At 69.0% G+C, this 14,125-nt stretch carries 11 protein-coding genes and 1 pseudogene; 8 read left to right on the top strand and 4 right to left on the bottom strand.

The window, feature by feature from the left end; translation table 11 throughout:
* Window positions 1–149: 149 nt before the first annotated feature.
* The 5 genes from G3I17_RS39030 (at window position 150) to G3I17_RS39010 (ending at window position 5,121) form a co-directional block, all read left to right on the top strand.
* A complete protein-coding gene (locus G3I17_RS39030; RefSeq protein WP_164604440.1) occupies window positions 150–416 on the top strand; it encodes a hypothetical protein in 267 nt (88 codons plus the stop codon).
* A 362-nt stretch (window positions 417–778) separates the two neighbouring features.
* A complete protein-coding gene (locus tag G3I17_RS39025; RefSeq protein WP_203591345.1) occupies window positions 779–2,326 on the top strand; it encodes an LCP family protein in 1,548 nt (515 codons plus the stop codon).
* A gap of 87 nt (window positions 2,327–2,413) precedes the next feature.
* Window positions 2,414–2,791, top strand: a complete 378-nt coding sequence (locus tag G3I17_RS39020) for a YciI family protein (RefSeq protein WP_164604438.1) — start codon at window positions 2,414–2,416, stop codon at window positions 2,789–2,791.
* A gap of 186 nt (window positions 2,792–2,977) precedes the next feature.
* On the top strand, window positions 2,978–4,246 hold the full coding sequence (locus G3I17_RS39015) for an RNA polymerase sigma factor (protein WP_164604436.1): 1,269 nt from the start codon (window positions 2,978–2,980) through the stop codon (window positions 4,244–4,246).
* 95 nt (window positions 4,247–4,341) lie between these two features.
* Complete coding sequence (locus G3I17_RS39010; RefSeq protein ID WP_164604434.1) at window positions 4,342–5,121, top strand: alpha/beta hydrolase; 780 nt, start codon at window positions 4,342–4,344, stop codon at window positions 5,119–5,121.
* A gap of 64 nt (window positions 5,122–5,185) precedes the next feature.
* Here the strand turns inward: G3I17_RS39010 and G3I17_RS39005 are convergent, their stop codons facing one another.
* Both G3I17_RS39005 and G3I17_RS39000 read right to left on the bottom strand, forming a co-directional pair.
* Window positions 5,186–5,815 (bottom strand): superoxide dismutase, encoded by a 630-nt coding sequence (locus G3I17_RS39005; protein ID WP_164604432.1) that lies wholly within the window; start codon window positions 5,813–5,815, stop codon window positions 5,186–5,188.
* Window positions 5,816–6,202: 387 nt separating this feature from the next.
* Entirely contained in the window at window positions 6,203–7,027 is an 825-nt protein-coding gene (locus tag G3I17_RS39000; protein WP_164604430.1) for an alpha/beta hydrolase, read from the bottom strand.
* Between the two features lie 151 nt (window positions 7,028–7,178).
* Between G3I17_RS39000 and G3I17_RS38995 the strand changes: the two genes are divergently transcribed.
* The gene (locus G3I17_RS38995) at window positions 7,179–8,123 is read left to right on the top strand and encodes a LysR family transcriptional regulator (protein WP_164604427.1); all 945 of its coding nucleotides are present in this window, start codon (window positions 7,179–7,181) and stop codon (window positions 8,121–8,123) included.
* Between the two features lie 122 nt (window positions 8,124–8,245).
* Here the strand turns inward: G3I17_RS38995 and G3I17_RS38990 are convergent, their stop codons facing one another.
* On the bottom strand, window positions 8,246–9,202 hold the full coding sequence (locus G3I17_RS38990; RefSeq protein ID WP_164604425.1) for an NADP-dependent oxidoreductase: 957 nt from the start codon (window positions 9,200–9,202) through the stop codon (window positions 8,246–8,248).
* Between the two features lie 114 nt (window positions 9,203–9,316).
* Here G3I17_RS38990 and G3I17_RS38985 point away from each other — a divergent pair, with 114 nt between their 5' ends.
* Together G3I17_RS38985 and G3I17_RS38980 are read left to right on the top strand one after the other, a co-directional pair.
* Window positions 9,317–9,673 (top strand): helix-turn-helix domain-containing protein, encoded by a 357-nt coding sequence (locus tag G3I17_RS38985; RefSeq protein WP_164604423.1) that lies wholly within the window; start codon window positions 9,317–9,319, stop codon window positions 9,671–9,673.
* A gap of 267 nt (window positions 9,674–9,940) precedes the next feature.
* The gene (locus G3I17_RS38980; protein WP_203591346.1) at window positions 9,941–12,928 is read left to right on the top strand and encodes a glycine--tRNA ligase; all 2,988 of its coding nucleotides are present in this window, start codon (window positions 9,941–9,943) and stop codon (window positions 12,926–12,928) included.
* Window positions 12,929–13,556: 628 nt separating this feature from the next.
* Here the strand turns inward: G3I17_RS38980 and G3I17_RS38975 are convergent.
* Window positions 13,557–14,125: pseudogene (locus G3I17_RS38975) on the bottom strand (hypothetical protein); the annotation flags it as partial.

Here is a 14,125-nt window from a genome sequence, read left to right as displayed (position 1 = left end):
ATACTAAAATCCGGGTCATTCAGCGCCGCGGCTACGGGCACCCGAAAGCGCAATCACTGGCCACAATGATCTACCTGTGCTGCAGCGGAATCCAGATCTCCTTACCCACACAAAGGTGAGGAGAGCCATGTATGTGCGATGCTAGTTCCATGGGGAGCAACAGGCGCTATCCGCGCGAACCGCCGCCCGACAACCGCCGCCGGCACTGCTGGGTGCTCGGTACGGCGTACGAGCGCGGCCCCTGGCCCGGACTGATCCTGGAGTGGCGCCGGAACAACTCCGACGCCTGGATGGCCCGCGTCGTCTACGTGCCGAACCCGAAGGAGGCCAAGTCCGTCGAGGCGTGGTTCGCGGCCGGACTGCTGCGGCCGCTGGACCCTTCGCGGGTGCCGCAGGGGCAGGTGGATTTTCGCTGAAAGTAAACCAACCGGACTTTTCTGGCGTCTAACAAGGTGTGCGGCCTGGGTACTGGCCGCGTATCCACGGGCGGACAGGGGAGGTCATGGCGCGTCGTTCTCGCGCGAAGCGAGCCAAGGGCACGCCCCTGCCTAGTACTGATGGGCCCGGCACTGATGGGCAGCCGAGCCCTACCCGAGACGAAGCCGGCCTTGCGGGCCTCGCCCGCGACGCCGATTCTGGAACGGTGAGCTCCGGTAATGGGGTGGACGACGCAGCCGCGGAAGGTGGTGGGGGAGTCGGCGGTGCAGGGGGTGATCACGGCGGTGCTGGTGGGTATGGATCAGTTGGGGATGCTGCGAGCCGGGGGGACGGTAAGCGGGTGGGGGATGAGAGTGGGAGCCGGCGGGATCGGCGGGCGGCGGAGCGGATTGCTCGGCGGGCCCGGACGGTGCCGCGTTCGCTTGGACTGACGCTGCTCAGTGCGTTGCTGCCTGGGCTGGGGCTGATCATCGGCGGACGCCGGCGCCTGGGCGCCTTCGTGCTGACGCTGACCCTCGGGCTGATCGGGCTCGGGGTGTACGTCGGGCTGACCCGGCGCGACGAGGTGCTGGCGGCCGCCGTCGTACCGAGCCGCCTGCTGATCACCAGCGTGGTGATCGCCACCTTCGCACTGCTCTGGATCGTGGTGATCGTCGGCTCGCACCGATTGTTGCGTCCGGCAACGGCTGCCCCGGGCGGCCGGGCGGTCGGCGCGTTGCTGGTCGGCATGCTGTGTTTCGCGATCGCCGCACCCGCGGCGATCGCGGTGGAGAACGTGCTCGCCCAGCGCGACCTGGTCCAGAACGTGTTCGTCTCGCAGAGCGAGAGCAAGAGTGCGACCCGGCCGAAGACGGTCAACGTGAAGGACCCGTGGGAGGACCGCCCGCGCCTCAACCTGCTGCTGCTCGGCGGTGACGACGCCAAGGACCGGGTCGGCGTCCGTACCGACACCGTGATCGTCGCCAGCATCGACACCAAGACCGGCGCCACCTCGCTGATCTCGATGCCGCGCCAGCTCACCTTCATGCCGTTCCCGGAGGACTCGCCGCTGCACAAGTTCTACCCGAACGGCTTCGGCAAGGAGGGGCTCAGCCTCGAGGGCCGGCTGGAGTGGATGCTGACCGCGATGTACCAGAACATCCCGGAGGCGCACCCCGGCATTCTCGGCCCGTCCGACAACGAGGGCGCCGACGTGGTCAAGCAGTCGGTCGGCGAAGCGGTCGGCCTGAAGATCGACTACTACCTGCAGGTCAACCTGCAGGGCTTCTCCCAGCTGGTGCAGGCGCTCGGCGGCATCACGGTCAACGTGAACGAGCGGGTCGCGATGGGCGGCGTCAGCAGCTCGAACATCCCGCCGGACGAGTGGATCGAACCAGGCCCGAAACAGCACCTGGACGGCCGGCACGCGCTCTGGTTCGCCCGCGGCCGATACGGCGCCGACGACGACCAGCGCCAGATCCGGCAGCGGTGCGCGATCAAGGGCATCGTCGACGCGGCCGACCCGAGCACGCTCGTCACGAAGTACCAGGCGATCGCGAAGGCCGGCAAGAACCTGCTCCGGACCGACATCCCGCAGGAGTTGCTGCCGGCCCTGATCCAGCTCGCGCTGAAGGTGAAGTCGGGTACCGTCTCGAACGTCTCCCTGGACGTCTCGAAGCTCAAGCTCAAGTACCTCCACCCGGACTACGAAGGCCTGCGCGAGACGGTCGCCGCGGCGCTCGCCCCGAAGCCGGAGGCCCCGGTCACCTCGACCCCGCCGAGCACCCCGAGCACCAAGGACCCGAAGACCCTGGCCCGCCCCGGTACCGGCAAGACGACACCGCCCCCGGCCACCGTCGACCTGGCCGACGCCTGCGCCTACCACCCGGACGGCGACCAGCCCAGCTGAAACTTCTCTCGGCGTGAGTGTCGATCTGGTGCTGACCCGGTCGACGTGAGATCAAAGGATCGACACCACGACGAGGGAGTTCGAGCGATGCGCTACATGATCATCAACAAGGCGGATGTGGACACCGAGGCCGGGCGGATGGTGAGCCAGCAGGTGGCCGAGGGGGTCGGCAAGGTCATCGACGACCTGTCGAAGGCGGGCGTGCTGCTGTTCGCCGAGGGGGTGCACCGCAGCGGGCTCGGCGCCCGGGTGAAGGTGGCCGAGGGCAAGCGCACCGTCACCGACGGTCCGTTCGCCGAGACCAAGGAGCTGATCGGCGGCATCATCGTCGTCGACGTCCGCTCCAAGGACGAGGCGGTCGAGTGGGCCGCCCGCCTGGCCGAGGCCCTAGGCAACGAGGTCGAGGTACGCCGAGTGGTCGAGGAAGCCGACTTCGCCCCCGACGCAGGCCTCTTCCTCGCGTGATTGCTCACCCCTACCCCTAACCGACTCATCATCGGTCCCTTGTTTCACTCCGGCGATGGCCTACCTGCGCCGCAGGTAAGCCATCGCCGGAGTGAAACAAGGGACCGATGATGAGTCGGCTGGGGGTACAGGTGACCAAGGGGGTGGGGTTGCTGTTGGGGTGAGGGGTGCTGTTTTATCGGGTGGGTGACGGTAACCGAGACGCACGGGGCGATCGACGCGGTCTGGCGGATCGAGTCGGCCAGGATCATCGCCGGGGTGGCGCGGATCGTGCGCGACGTCGGCCTGGCCGAGGAGCTCGCGCAGGACGCGCTGGTGGCCGCGCTCGAGCAGTGGCCGGACTCCGGCGTACCGAACAACCCCGGCGCCTGGCTGATGGCGATCGCCAAGCGGCGCGCGATCGACCTGATCCGGCGCAAGGAGACGTACCAGCGCAAGCTCGCCGAGATGGGCCACGAGCTCGAGATAGGAAGCAACGGAGTCGAGGACAGCGTTGAAGACAGGGTCGAGACCATCCTGGAAGACACCATCGAGGACGACCTGCTCCGGCTCGTCTTCACCGCCTGCCACCCCGTACTGACCACCGACGCCCGGGTCTCGCTCACCCTCCGGCTGCTCGGCGGCCTGAAGACCGACGAGATCGCGCGCGCGTTCCTCGCCCCCGAGGCGACCATCGCGCAGCGCATCGTCCGGGCCAAGCGCAATCTGGCCAAGGCCGAGGTCGAGTTCGAAGTACCGGCCGGCGAGGACCTGATCAACCGGCTCTCGTCGGTGCTGGAGGTCGTCTACCTGATCTACAACGAGGGCTACTCGGCCACCGCCGGCGACGACTGGATGCGCCCGACGCTGTGCAACGAGGCGCTCCGGCTCGGGCGGCTGCTCGCCGAGCTGATGCCGGCCGAGCCCGAAGTACACGGTCTGCTGGCGCTGATGGAGATCCAGGCCTCGCGCGCCAACGCCCGCGTCGGGCCGAACGGCGAGCCCGTCCTGCTGCTCGACCAGGACCGCCGCCGCTGGGATCGCCTGCTGATCCGTCGCGGCCTGGAGAGCATCGACCGCGCCTGGCACCTCGAAGGCACCCCGGGTCCGTATCTGCTCCAGGCAGCCATCGCCGCCTGCCACGCCCGGGCCGCCGAGGCCGAGGACACCGACTGGGCGCGGATCGCCGGCCTGTACGCCGTACTGGCGCAGGTGTCGCCGTCTCCCGTGGTCGAGCTCAACCGGGCGGTCGCGATCTCGATGGCGTTCGGTCCGGAGCGCGGACTCGTCGCGGTGGACGCGCTGGCCGATGAGCCGTCCCTGAAGGAGTACCACCTGCTGCCGAGCGTCCGAGGCGATCTGCTGTTCAAGCTCGGCCGCCTGGACGAAGCGCGGGTCGAGTTCGAGAAGGCGGCCGCGCTGACCCGCAACGAGCGCGAGCGGGCCTTGCTCCTCGACCGCGCCGCGGCCTGCTGAGAGTTTTTTCGCGGAGCCTGTCGATCTGGGTGCTCCTTGTTCGACGCAGCGGTGAGGCCAGATGAGAGCCATCGGCCGTTGTGAAGGAGCACCTCATGGACAACGTCATCTCGGCTGACGGTACTTCGATCGCGTACGACCGGCTCGGCGACGGACCCGCCGTCGTCCTGGTCTGCGGTGGATCGGTGGACCGGATGTCGAACGCCCCGCTGGCCGCGCTGCTGGCGGAGAACTACACGGTCTACAACTTCGACCGCCGGGGTCGCGGCGACAGTGGTGACGCGGACGTCTACGCGGTCGAGCGCGAGTTCGAGGACCTGGACGCGATCTTCGCGGCGGCGGGTGGCTCGGCCCATCTTTACGGTACTTCGTCCGGTGCCGCGCTGGCCCTGCTCGCGACCGCGGCCGGGCGTCCGGTGAACCGCCTGGCGCTCTGGGAGCCGCCGTACTTCCTCGAAGGCGCCGAGGGCCGTCCGGCGTCCGACACCGCGTCGATCTACCGGGCCTTCGTCGCGGAGGGCCGGCGGGACAAGGCGGCGGAGTACTTCATGGCCGAGGTGGTCGGGATGCCGGCCGAGTTCGTCGCGCAGGCGAAGGCGTCGCCCTGGTGGCCGGCGCAGGAGGCGATCGCGCACACGCTCGCGTACGACGCGACGGTGATGGACGACTACTCGATCCCGGTGGCCGCGATCAAGGCGATCCACCAGCCGACCCGGGTACTGACCGGCGGCGTCGCCTGGCCGTGGATGGCGCAGAGCAACGAGGCGCTGGCCGACCTGCTGGAGGACGGCAGCCACGTAGTACTGGCCGAACAACAGCACAACGTCGACCCCGCGGTACTCGCTCCGGCCCTGACCGAGTTCTTCGGGAGCTGAGAGAGGCAGCCCGTTGTCCGAAGAACCCCGTTGATACGAGGTTCTTCGGACCAGGAGGCGTGCGTCAGGCGACGGTGATGAGGCCGCCGGCTCCTGCGCGGGCCGCATCGAAGCGGGCCTGGGCGTCGGCCCAGTTGACGACGTTCCACCAGGCCTTGACGTAGTCCGGCTTCACGTTCTTGTACTGCAGGTAGAAGGCGTGCTCCCACATGTCCAGCATGACGATCGGGATCTGCCCGGCGGGCAGGTTGCCCTGCTGGTCGTACAGCTGGTGGATGAGCAGGTTGCCCTGCAGCGCGTCCCAGCCGAGGATGGCCCAGCCGGACCCCTGGATGGTGGTCGCGGCGGCGGTGAAGTGGGCCTGGAAGGCGTCGAACGAGCCGAACGACTCGTCCAGCGCGGCAGCCAGCTCGCCGTCCGGCTTGTCGCCGCCGTCAGGGGACAGGTTCTTCCAGAAGATGGAGTGGTTGACGTGGCCGCCGAGGTTGAAGGCGAGCGTCTTCTCCAGGCCGACGATCGAGCCGAAGTCACCCTTCTCGCGGGCCGCGGCCAGCTTCTCCAGGGTGTCGTTCAGGCCGTTCACGTAGGTCTGGTGGTGCTTGGAGTGGTGCAGCTCCATGATCTCGCCCGCGATATGCGGCGCCAGGGCGCCGTAGTCGTAGCCGAGGTCCGGAAGCGTGTACGACGTGGTCAACTCTGCTCCTTCGTCAGGGCCCCGAGGGGCCTTCGTCTGCGAGATCCTCCGATGGTCAGCCGATCCGGTGCCCGTTCCGGCGCCGGTCAACCCACCCTCCAGGACCTACCTTGAAACTTCGACCGGTGTTGAGGTCAAGGGGACGCGCGCGTCCACCTCGGCCCGATCCGGCCAGTTCACGGTCGACGGTCGCAAAACCCACCGACGGCTCCTAGTCTGCCCCGTCCGTCCAGTGGTCCGAAGGGCGCCTCGCAACAGTTCACCCTCTGGTCGCCCAGGGACCCGGACGCGCACCACCCACCAACCGGCGCACGGGGCCGATCAGTGGGCGGCGTCACGCTCAGCGGAGGCCGGTGGAGGGCGCTTGGTGTGTGGCGCAGCTCCGGGTCATCGGCTGGCGGCGAGTACTGCGCGCAATACCGGCTCGAAAGCCTCGGGAGCGTCGGCGAAGCCGATGTGGCCGCCGGGGAAAGGGGTCGGGGCGACGCCCAGAGCGGTGGCCAGGGCGGTGGAGGTCCGTTCGCAGAGCTGGCCGGCCGACTCCTCGCCGATGCCGACCACGATGTGGACCGGACCGTCTCGCAGGGCGTCGAGGTCGGGCTGCCAGCTGACACTCTCGCCGAGTTCGTGCGCGAACCAGAACCGCTCGTCGGCGACCACCTGTGGGTCCCGCTCGCCGCCGAACATGCCCTCGGCCGCGCCGGGCGGCAGGAAGATGTTCGCCTGCGCGAAGAACTTCTGCCAGCCACCGACCACGTCACCGGACCGGTAGGTCTCCCGCAGGTCCTCGGACAGCGCGAGCTGCTCGGTACTGTCGTCGAGCAACCGCAGCAGCGGCGGCTCGTGCGCGAGCACTGTGCTGACCGTCTCGGGGTGGTTCTGGGCCAGCGCGAGGACGGTGACCGCTCCACCGCTCGATCCGACGGCGAAGGCGGGGCCGGCGCCGAGCTGGCTGATCAGCGTGGCGAGGTCGCCGGCCCGCTGCTCCGGGGTTGAGTCCTGGTCCGGATCGTCGAGCAGGCTGCGGTTGATCCCGCGCGGGTCGGTGGTCAGCACGGTGTGGTCGGTGGCGAGCAGGTCGGCCAGCGGTGCGAACGCCTGGGCGTCCATGGGGGCGCCGACGAGCACGACGAGCGGGCCGGCGCCGCGCAGTTCGTAGTACAGGCGGGCGTCGTCGAGGTCGAGCGTCAGGGCGGTCACGGTCTGGTTCATCGGGTACTCCTTGCTGGTTCTCTCCGGTCCTCGCTGGTCACGAGGTGGGGAGCGGTCGAGCTCCCATGGCTTGACCATGCGGGAGGCCGGGCACCGGACGCCAACACCTGTTGGGGGCTTATTAACACCCCAGGTGTGTTAATAAGGAGGCGTGCCCGACGACCTGGAGATCCGGCTGCTGCGGTACTTCGTCGTCGTGGCGGAGGAACTGCACTTCAGTCGCGCCGCCCAGCGCCTCTTCATCGCGCAGCAGGCGCTGAGCCGCGACATCCGCCGGCTCGAGGACCGCCTCGGCGCGCGGCTCTTCGATCGCACCACCCGCCGGGTCGAATTGACGCCGTCCGGCCAGACGCTGCTCATCAGGGCGCGCGAGCTGATCAATCTGCACGATCTGACGGTCCATGAGCTGCGGGGCTATGCGCCCTCGATGACGGTCGATGTGGTCGGCCCCGGGCTCACGCCCACGCTCGTGCTTGCGGCCGCTCGGCGAAGCGCCCCGGAGCTGGAGTTCTTCGTCCGCTTCCACACCGGTACCGAGGCCGCTGTGCCGCTGGTGCTGGCCGACCGGCTCGACGTCACCTTCGGCCGGCATCCCGGCCCGGCCGAGGGCCTTCGGCAGCGTGTCGTCCGGTACGAGCCGCTGGCCGTGCTGATGCCCGAGGGCGACCCGCTGGCCGAGCTGCAGGAGATACCGCTGCAAGAGCTGAAGGGGACCGGGCTGTGTTACCGGGCAGGGAACCACGCGACCCCGGCCTGGGACCAGGCAGTGCTGCAGTTGCTCGCGCCGTGGGGCGTCGATCGGACGCTCGCGCATCCGCATGTGGAAGGCGGCGCCGACGAGCTCGCGCAGCACATCCGCGACCGGAGTTCGCCGATCCTGACGATGAGCACCCAGCCACCGGTTCCAGGTGCGGTGCTGCGGCCGGTGGTGGACCCGGTGGCGCTGTTCCCATGGGCGATGATCTGGCGAGCCGACCTCGCCCACCCGGCCCTGGATGCGCTCAACACCGGAATCGACGTACTCACCACCGACGACTGGCTCTCGATCCCGCCCGGCGCCTGGCTCCCCGAACCCGAAGCCTCCGCCAGGCGCTGACCCGGCTCGGCAGTGTCCCGACGGACAGGACATAGTGCCCGCAGTGAGGTGCGACCGGCCCAGCCTGAGCGTGCGGCCTCGACGTGAACCGGACTATGTCCTGTCGCTCGGGACAGAGCTCGTCAGACCGTGACGTCGAGGACGAGCTTGCCCTGCGTCCGGCCGGTGGCCATCCGCCGGTGAGCCTCGGCGGCTTCGGCCAGCGGGAACACTTGCTCGACCTCGACCTGTACTTCGCCGTGCTCGATCAGCACCGCGATCTCGCTGAGCGCGTGCCCATCCGGCTCGACCAGGAACGGCCGTACCCGTACCCCGGCCGCCTCCGCCTTCGCCAGCAACTCCGGTGAAGTCCCGGACGGTACTGCGACCAGCAGGCCGCCTGGCTTGAGTACCTTGATCGACTGGTCCAGCGTGGTGGCGCTGCCGATCAGATCGACTACGAGATCCAGCTCGCCGGTCGCGGTCTCGACAGCGGTCGTCTGGTAGTCGATCACCTCGTCGGCGCCAAGGCCGAGAAGCCAATCGTGCTTGGCCTTGCCGGCCGTGCCGATCACGTGCGCACCAAGGTTCTTCGCGAACTGCACGGCCAGGTGACCGACACCGCCACCGGCCGCGTGGATGAGGACTCGCTGGCCCTGCTGGAGATTCGCCGCCGCGGTGAGGATCTGCCAAGCCGTCAGCCCGGCAAGAGGAAGCGCCGCCGCCTCGACATGACTCAGGTTGGCCGGCTTCTTCGCGAACTGCCGCGACGGGGCGGTCACATACTCGGCGTACGCGGAAGCAGCCCGCGGGAACCAAGGCATCCCGTAGACCTCGTCGCCGACCTCCAGCGTGTGGACGCCGAAGCCGATCTCCTCGACCACCCCGGACACGTCCCAGCCGAGCGTGAACGGCGGATCGCCCAGGACGCCCTGCATGCCGCCGCCCTCGCGGGTCTTGTAGTCGACCGGGTTCACGCCGGCCGCGTGGACGCGGACCAGGACCTCGGTCGGCAGCGGTTGTGGTCGCTCGACCTCGACGACGCGCAGGACCTCGGGCCCGCCCAGTTCGTCCTGGCTGATGGCTCGCATGGTGCTCATTTCTCTCCTCGTCCCAACGGCGACTTGTCTGCGCCGGACGCTATCCGTGGGACCGTACTTTCCCGCAAGGGCTGCTACTATCTCTCGGAAAGTGACCAGCTCAGGAGGGTTTCTGTGACAGTCATCTGCTCAACCGGGGCACACGACAAGCACGATGTGTACGCCCTGCAGTGCCCGTGCCGCGACGTACTGGACCTGCTCGCGAGCAAGTGGACGACGCTCGCGATCGGCGCGCTGGAGGACGGCCCGGTCCGCTTCGGCGAACTCCAGCGCCGGCTGGAGGGCATCAGCCCGAAGGTCCTGACCAACACCCTGCGCCGGCTGGAGGACAGCGGCTTCGTCGACCGCGAGATCTACGCCGAGGTCCCGCTCCGCGTCGAGTACTCGCTGACCGAGCTCGGCCACGGCGTCTCGACCCCACTGAGCGCTCTCCGCTCCTGGATCGAAGCCCACCTCCACGAGATCAGCTGAGCTTCGATCCGCTGGTGCCCGGCGTCCGTCTCAGGCGACCTTCAACCGCCAGAGTGAGGTCACCTCCTTCGATCGCCCCCAGTGCAGCGGATCCCTGCTGTCAGAAGACCGGCCAGATCGCCGGTCGGGCGGCCCCCGAAGACGCCACCCGGGCCGGGCGGTTACTCGGGCTGGCAATCCGTGGTGTGAGTCCGGTCGCCGTCTCATAGACTGCGGCCCTCGATCCCCGAACTATCGACCGAACCTGAGGTTGTTGTCGTGCTCACGATGCAGGACGCGCTGCTCGCGCTGACGAAGTACTGGACAGACCGCGGTTGCATGGTGGTGCAGCCGTTCAACACCGAGGTGGGTGCCGGCACGCTGAACCCGGCGACGATCCTGCGGGTGCTCGGTCCCGAGCCGTGGCGGGTCGCGTACGTCGAGCCGTCGGTACGCCCCGACGACGCCCGCTACGGCGAGAACCCGAACCGGCTGCAGACGCACACCCAGTTCCAGGTCGTGCTCAAGCCGGATCCGGGCAACCCGCAGGAGCTGTTCCTGGCCAGCCTGGAGGTGCTCGGGGTCGACATCGACGCGCACGACGTGCGGTTCGTCGAGGACAACTGGGCCAACCCGGCGACCGGTTCGTGGGGGCTGGGCTGGGAGGTGTGGCTGGACGGTCTGGAGATCACCCAGTTCACCTACTTCCAGCAGGCCGGCGGGATGACACTGGACCCGGTGTCGGTGGAGATCACCTACGGCATCGAGCGGATCATGATGGCGCTGCAGGGCGTCTCGCACTTCAAGGACATCTCCTACGCGCCGGGCATCTCGTACGGCGAGGCGTTCGGCCAGGCGGAGTACGAGATGAGCCGGTACTACCTCGACGACGCCGATGTCGACAGCCAGAAGCGCCTGTTCGAGGAGTATGCGAACGAGGCCCGCCGGATGCTCGACCTGCGGCTGCCCGTCCCGGCGCACGTCCACGTGCTGCGCTGCTCGCACACCTTCAACGTGCTCGACGCGCGCGGAGCGGTCAGTACGACGGAGCGTGCGAAGGCGTTCGGCCGGATGCGCACGCTGGCCCGCGAGGTCGCGACCCTGTGGGCCGAGCGGCGGACCGAGCTCGAGCACCCGCTGGGCATCGCCGAGCTGCCCGCTGCCGTCTCGGCGCCGACCGAGTTCCCGATTATGAGCGGCACGCGTCAACTGCTGTTCGAGATCGGTACCGAGGAGATGCCGCCGTCGGAGGTCACCAAGACCGCCGAGGCAGTGCGCAAGGTGCTGACCGAGAAGCTGGCCGCGACCAGACTCGGCCACGGCGAGGTCACCACCTACGCCACCCCGCGCCGGGTGGTCGCGTTCGTCGCGGCCGTCCAGGCGAGCGAGCCGGATGCCGAGAAGGTCTCCCGCGGTCCGAAGAAGGCCGCCGCATTCGATGCCGATGGCAACATTACGAAGGCGGCCGCCGGGTTCGCCCGGGGCCAGAAGGTCGAGCCGAGCGAGCTGCACGACCTCGAGGTCGACGGCGTCGAGTACGTCGCGGTGACCAAGCCCGACCCGGGTCGCGGTGCCGCCGAGGTGCTCAGCGGCGTACTGGCCGAGATCGTCAGCGGTCTGCGGTCGGACAAGAACATGCGCTGGAACGACACCAAGTTGTCGTTCACCCGGCCGGTCCGCTGGCTGGTCGCGCTGCTTGGTGACCAGGTCGTACCGGTGTCGGTGTCGTCGCTCTCGGCCGGCCGGACGACGCGCGTCCTCCGCACCGCGGCCCAGCCGACGGTCGAGATCGCCGCGGCCGAGGGGTACCTCGACCTGCTCCGGATCCACGGCATCGAGGCCGACCCGGCCAAGCGCCGCCAGCGGATCGTGGAAGCTACCGAGCTGCTGGTCCGAGAGGTCAACGGCAGCGTCGACTTCGCGGCCGAGTCCGCGCTGCTCGACCAGATCGTCAACCTGATCGAGGAGCCGACGCCGATCCTCGGCAACTTCTCGGCTGATTACCTGGACCTGCCTGCCGAGATCCTGACGACGGTGATGCGCAAGCACCAGCGGTACCTGCCAGTCCGTGGTGCCGACGGCGAGCTGCTGCCGCACTTCGTTGCCGTCGCCAACGGTTCGGTCAACGAGGCGACCGTACGCAACGGCAACGAGGGCGTACTGCGCGCCCGGTACGAGGATGCTGCCTTCTTCTGGCGGGCCGACCTGCAGAGCACGCCCGAGGCGATGAAGGAAGGGCTGGACAAGCTCGCGTTCGAGGAGCGGCTCGGCTCGATGGCGCAGCGCGCAGGGCGGATCGCCGCCATTGCGCTGTCGCTGGCCGGGACCGTCAAGCTCGAGGGCGACGACCTGACCGCGTTGCAGCGGGCGGCGGAGTTGGCCAAGTTCGACCTCGGCTCGCAGATGGTGGTCGAGCTGACCAGCCTGGCCGGCACGATGGCCCGCGAGTACGCGCGCCGCAGCGGTGAGACCGAGGCGGTCGCGCAGGCGCTCTTCGACATGGAGCTGCCGCGATCGGCGGGTGACCCGGTGCCGGCGACGACGCCTGGTGCGCTGCTGGCGTTGGCCGACCGGTTCGACCTGCTGGCCGGCCTGTTCGCGATTGGCGCGAAGCCGACTGGTAGCTCCGACCCGTTCGCGTTGCGCCGTGCGGCTGCCGGTGTGGTCGCGATCCTGCGCGAGCACCCGGAGTTGCGAGCGATCACGCTGTCGACCGGCCTGGCCGCGGCCGCCTCGGAGATCAGCGCGCAGGGGATCGAGGTGTCAGCGGATGCGCTGGCAGATGTTGCCGAGTTCACCATCCGACGGTACGAGCAGCAGTTGATCGACCGCGGCGACGACCACCTGCAGGTCGCCGCCGTACTGCCGCTGGCCGAGGCGCCTGCAACGGCTGACGAGACACTGGCCGAGCTGCAGCGCCAGGTAGCCAACGACGACTTCGCCGAACTGGTCGCAGTACTTCAGCGAGTACGCCGAATCGTGCCCGCCGACGTGACCGCGCAGTACGACGCCACGAAGCTCACCGAGCCGGCCGAACTCCTCCTGCACGAGACCGTCCAAAAGGTCGGCACCGCGCCGACCGGTCTCGGCGAGTTCGTCACGGCAACAGAGGTACTGGTCGAGCCCATCACCAACTTCTTCGAAGAAATCCTGGTAATGGCCGAAGACCCAGACCTCAAGGCAGCCCGCCTCGGCCTGCTAGCCACCATCCGCGACCTCGCCGTCCCAGTCCTCGACTGGCAAGCCCTCGGCACCAGCCTCACCAAAGAAAACTGACCCACCGCTTCGCCCGCCACCGAGTGGTAGCGGGCGAAGCCAGGCCTCGGGTACTGGCCCACGCTGGCGCCTCGTTCGTTCCTGCGTTGCTCCGACGGCGCCGGACGGCATGCGCGTACGCCGTCCGGCGCGGGGTGTTACCTCGTGCTGGCACACGCTCTGCAGCGTGAGTTGATCGCCGACGTGTGCGAGGCCGCGTGCCGCGTGCCGCGTGTGGCTGTAGGTCGCGTCTGCGTAGCGCAGTGCGTACGGCCACAGCCGCCTCCTGGCTCCGTGCCCTTCTCCGGTCAAGCGTCTGCTCGGGAGGTGGTGGACGACAGTGGGTGGGAGCCCGGACGGTGCCTTCCAAGTCATCAGGTTCCCAACGTACGAGTCGTGGATGACGGGGACGCTGGTCTATGCAGAGCCGTTCTGGCGGCATGACGCAGTCGGCCTGCGTGACCCGACGCATAGTGACGCGATCGCCGATACCCCTGTTGTGTCATGACGCGCCGGTTGGATGCAGCCGTTTGCTGCGGATCATCCGCAGGGGCGCTGTGGGGCGTGGGTAGTTGGCGTCCGGCCGGAGGGCGGTGGGCGCAAGTGGGGCCGCGGACTGTGCGGCCCCGGCGGTGCCGGGGGGTGGTTGTTAGGGGCCGGTGGAGGGGGTGCCGGTTTCGCCCCAGGGGTTGAGGTCGGCGACCAGTTCGGTGGTGAGCCAGGACAGGCCTGCGGCTGGGGAGGTGGCTGGGGTGAGCGCGGTGGGGCGTAGCCGGTCGGGCTGTGGGTTGTCGGGGTTGACGTTCACGGACCAGGCCGCGGCGGCGGTGGTTGGGGCGAGCCAACCGGGCGCGGTTCCTTCCAGCGTCAGGGAGGACGCGCGCAGCGGCGCGGCCCAGCCCCAGGGCGGCGGCGTGTCCGGTGTTGGCGCGGTGCCCGGGGCCGGGGGCTGCGAACCGCCTGACGGTCGCGACCCACCCTCAGACCACGGGGCCGTCGGGGACTGCGGAGCACCTGGGGATGCCGGAGCACCCGAGGGTGGTGGGGTGCCCGAAGTCGAGGAGGTGTTCGGTGTTGGCCGGGGTGGTGGGATGGTGAGGCGGCCGGGGGTGGGGACTGTCCACTCAGGGCGGGTGACCTGGATGACGCCGTCGCTGATCTTCACCGACCAGTGACCCGCATGGACAGCGCGGTGATGAGCACCGCACAACAACACCA

The sequence above is a fragment of the Streptomyces sp. SID13031 genome (assembly GCF_010548305.1).
In the GTDB taxonomy this organism is placed as follows: Bacteria; Actinomycetota; Actinomycetes; order Propionibacteriales; family Kribbellaceae; genus Kribbella.
This window is presented reverse-complemented; position numbering and strand designations above follow the sequence as displayed.